The organism is Paracoccus sp. (in: a-proteobacteria) (assembly GCF_039808215.1).
GTDB lineage: Bacteria > Pseudomonadota > Alphaproteobacteria > Rhodobacterales > Rhodobacteraceae > Paracoccus.
Window position 1 is genome coordinate 1 of the sequence record NZ_JBDHSP010000143.1, and the last position, 3,351, is coordinate 3,351.

Sequence of the window (3,351 nt, forward strand, 5' to 3'; positions counted from 1 at the left end):
TGCTGCTCTACGGCCATGAGAAGGGCGCCTACTGGTTCGGCTCGCAGCTCTCGATCGAGGAGGCGCGCGCGCTCGCGCCCTATCAGACCGCAACCGGCCTGCAGGTGACGTCGTCGGTGCTGGCTGGCATGGTCTGGGCGTTGGAGAACCCGCGCTCCGGCATCGTCGAGGTCGAGGAGCTCGACTACAAGCGCTGCCTCGAGATCCAGGAGCCCTATCTCGGCCCGGTCAAGGGCTACTACACCGACTGGACGCCGCTCGACGGCCGCCCGGGGCTGTTCCCGGAGGAGATCGACACGAGCGATCCCTGGCAGTTCAAGAACATCCTGGTCCGCTGAGGCTGTCTTCCCGCACGCGCTGCGGCGCGAAGTGCCGCTGCGCAGATGCGGGACCGTTATCAGGTAGGGGCGCCCTTTCCGGGTGACGGTCCCGTGTCTGCGCAGCGGCACTTCGCGCCGCGGCGCGCACGGGATGACACCCTACGGCCGGCGAACCTTCACCCCCGCCAGCAGCGCCGCCCCCGCCAGGAAGAACGCGATCAGCACCGCCAGCCCCGCCCGCTGGCTCGCAAAAAACGTCGTCGCCAGCGCGACCAGCGTCGGCCCCATGAAGGACGTGACCTTCCCCGACAGCGCGAACAGCCCGAAGAACTCGCCGATGCGCCCCTGTGGCGCCAGCCGCGCCATCAGGCTGCGCGAGGCCGCCTGCATCGGCCCGGCGACGAGGCCGATCAGCAGGCCCAGAGCCAGATAGATCCGCTCCGGCACGGAGGCGAACAGGCCGTCGCCCGGCACGGCCGGCGCCGCAGGGATGACGAAGAGCACGCGGTCGGCGCCGAGCGAGAGGATGCCGAGGCAGGCGAAGAGCAGGCAGGCGATCGCGCCGAGCAGCACCGGCTTGCCGCCGATCGCATCGTCGAGCCTGCCGCCGGCCCAGGCGCCGAGCGTGCCGGTGACGGTGAGCAGGATGCCGAAGACGCCGAGCTCGATGGTCTGCCAGCCGAAGACGCCGGCCGCATAGATGCCGCCGAAGGCGAAGAGCGCGACCAGCGCGTCCTGGTAGATCATGTTGGCGAGGAGGAAGCGCCCGAGCGAAGGCCGCCGCGGCAGCTCGGCCAGCGTCCGCAGGAGGCGTCCGACGCCGCCCCTGGCCGCCTCGGCGAGGCTCAAGCCCGTCCGGCTCGAATCCGGCGTGAGCAGGAACATCGGCGTGACGAAGACGACGAACCACAGCGCCGTCAGCGGGCCGGAGAAGCGGTCGCCCTCGCGCGCGGCGGCGTCGAGCCCGAGGATCGGCGCGATGCCGGCGAGCGTCCTGCCGGTCTGCGGATCGGCCGCCAGCAGGCCGAGCGTGATCGCCAGCGACAGCAGGCCGCCGAGATAGCCGATCGCCCAGCCCGTGCCGGAGAGCCAGCCGAGCCGCTCGGGCGGCACCAGCCGCGTCATCATGGCATTGTTGAAGGTGGTGGCGAATTCGGCGCCGATCGTCGCCATGACGAAACCCGAAAGCGCGATCGGGACCGCCAAGGGGGAACCGGGCACCGCGAACCAGAGCAGCCCCGAGCCGGCGACCAGCAGCGCGCCGAAGGCGGCGATCCAGGGTTTTCGCGGCCCGGTCCGGTCGGCGATGCCGCCGAGCAGGGGCGAGAGCAGGGCGATGCATAGCCCCGCGAAGCCGGTGGCGTAGCCCCAGAGCGCCTGGCCTTCGGCGGCGTCGGCCGCCAGCGCCGAGGCGAAGAAGGGGGCGAAGACGAAGGTGGTGATCAGCGTGAAGAAGGGCTGCGCCGCCCAGTCGAAGAACAGCCAGGCGGTGACGGCGCGCCGCGGCGGATAGGTTATGTGGCCGACGGTATCCTGCGCCGTATTCATCGCGGTCATTGCGAACGGGGATGACCAGACATGCCGGTCATCCGGGGCGGAGCGGCGCGAAGACCCGGGATCCATGCCTGAACCTTCACCGGAAGCGCTCCGGCATGGATCCCGGGTCTCCCTTCGGTCGCCCGGGGTGACGGCGCGTCTTTCAGTGGCGGCAACGAGGCTGGGCTCACTGCAAGGTCGTGTCCGGATCGCCGCCGCCGCGGGCGAGCTCGATCTCGGTGATCGCGACCAGCACCTCGGCCCGCTCCTTCAGCGTCGGCGCCTCGAGCAGCGCCTGCTTCTCGCGCGGCCCGAACGGGCACATCATCGAGAGCGCGTTGACCAGCGCCTCGTTCGGCGCCTCGTTGACGCCCTTCCAGTCGATCTTGAGGTCGTTCGCCTTGGCGAAATCGCGCAGCGCCTTGATGAGGCCCTTGCGGTCGACCGCGTCCTCGCCGGTGCGCGCGACGAAATCCGCGGCGAATTCGTCATAGCTCACCCGTCCCTGACGATAGGGCGTCGCCGCCGGCAATTCGTCGACGAGCCGGAAGCGGCTGATCCCGGTCAGCGTGATGATGTAGCGGCCGTCGCCGGTCTCGGCGAGCTGGGTGATGCGGCCGAGGCAGCCGACCTTGAGCAGTGGCGGAACTTCAGGCTGCCGGCCGGTCTCCGGCTCGGGCTGGATGATGCCGATGACGCGCTCGGCCTTGAGCGCGTCGTCGATCATGGCGAGATAGCGCGGCTCGAAGATGTTGAGCGGCATCTGGCCGCGCGGCAGGAGCAGCGCGCCGCCCAAGGGAAAGAGCGGGATCGCCGCCGGGCAATCGCTGGCCCCCTCGTAGACGGCGTTCATGCCCATGCGCGCGCCTTTCGCCGGTCAGGAGAACAGCAGGGTTGAAAGCTTGCGCCGCCCGGCGACGCTCGCCTCGTCCATCGGACCCCAGGCTTCGAAGAGCTGGAGGAGCTGCTTGCGCGCCCCGTCCTCGTTCCAGTTCCTGTCGGCCTTGATGATGGCGATCAGATGGTCGACCGCCTCCTCGCGCTTGTCGCGGGCGTTGAGCGCCAGCGCCAGATCGAAGCGGGCCTGGTGGTCTTTCGGGTTGGCCATGAGCTTCGCTTCCAGCTCGGCGGTGTCGCCGAGCGAGGCGGCCTGCTCGGCGAGCTCGATCGCGGCGCGCAAGGCGCTGATCGCCGGGTCGGCGGCCTTGTCCTGCGGCGCCGCGGCGAGCATGCCCCTGGCGCCCTCGATATCGCCGGTGTCGAGATGCAGCCGCCCGAGCCCGGCGATCGCCGCGAGGTTGTCGGGCTCCATCTCGAGCACGCCGGCATAGAGCTCGCTCGCCCCGGCGGGGTCGCCGGCGGCGATGGCGGCCTCGGCGGCCTCGATCAGCGCCGCCGCCGCGCCGGGGCCCATCGGGCCGACCAGGCGCTCGATGAAGGCCTTGATCTGGCTTTCCGGCTGGGCGCCCATGAAGCCGTCGATCGGCTGGCCCTG

The 3,351-nt window shown here is 70.7% G+C and carries 3 protein-coding genes and 1 pseudogene; 1 reads left to right on the plus strand and 3 read right to left on the minus strand.

The genetic code is table 11. From position 1 onward, the window contains the following. Positions 1-338 (plus strand): annotated as a pseudogene (locus WMK75_RS18670) (homospermidine synthase); the annotation flags it as partial. 141 nt (positions 339-479) lie between these two features. On the opposite strand, the gene WMK75_RS18675 reads toward WMK75_RS18670, so the two are convergent. From WMK75_RS18675 to WMK75_RS18685, 3 genes are all read right to left on the minus strand, one after another. Beyond that, on the minus strand, positions 480-1,868 hold the full coding sequence (locus WMK75_RS18675) for an MFS transporter (RefSeq protein WP_347269080.1): 1,389 nt from the start codon (positions 1,866-1,868) through the stop codon (positions 480-482). A gap of 175 nt (positions 1,869-2,043) precedes the next feature. Continuing rightward, complete coding sequence (locus WMK75_RS18680; protein ID WP_347269081.1) at positions 2,044-2,715, minus strand: LON peptidase substrate-binding domain-containing protein; 672 nt, start codon at positions 2,713-2,715, stop codon at positions 2,044-2,046. Between the two features lie 18 nt (positions 2,716-2,733). After that, on the minus strand, positions 2,734-3,351 hold a 618-nt coding region (locus tag WMK75_RS18685), incomplete at its 5' end, for a tetratricopeptide repeat protein (RefSeq protein ID WP_347269082.1).

What these genes read in the sequence shown, in the direction of transcription:
- WMK75_RS18675 (WP_347269080.1), bottom strand. Translation starts at nt 1,868, where the DNA reads ATGAATACGGCGCAGGATACCGTCGGCCACATAACCTATCCGCCGCGG.
- WMK75_RS18680 (WP_347269081.1), bottom strand. Translation starts at nt 2,715, where the DNA reads ATGGGCATGAACGCCGTCTACGAGGGGGCCAGCGATTGCCCGGCGGCG.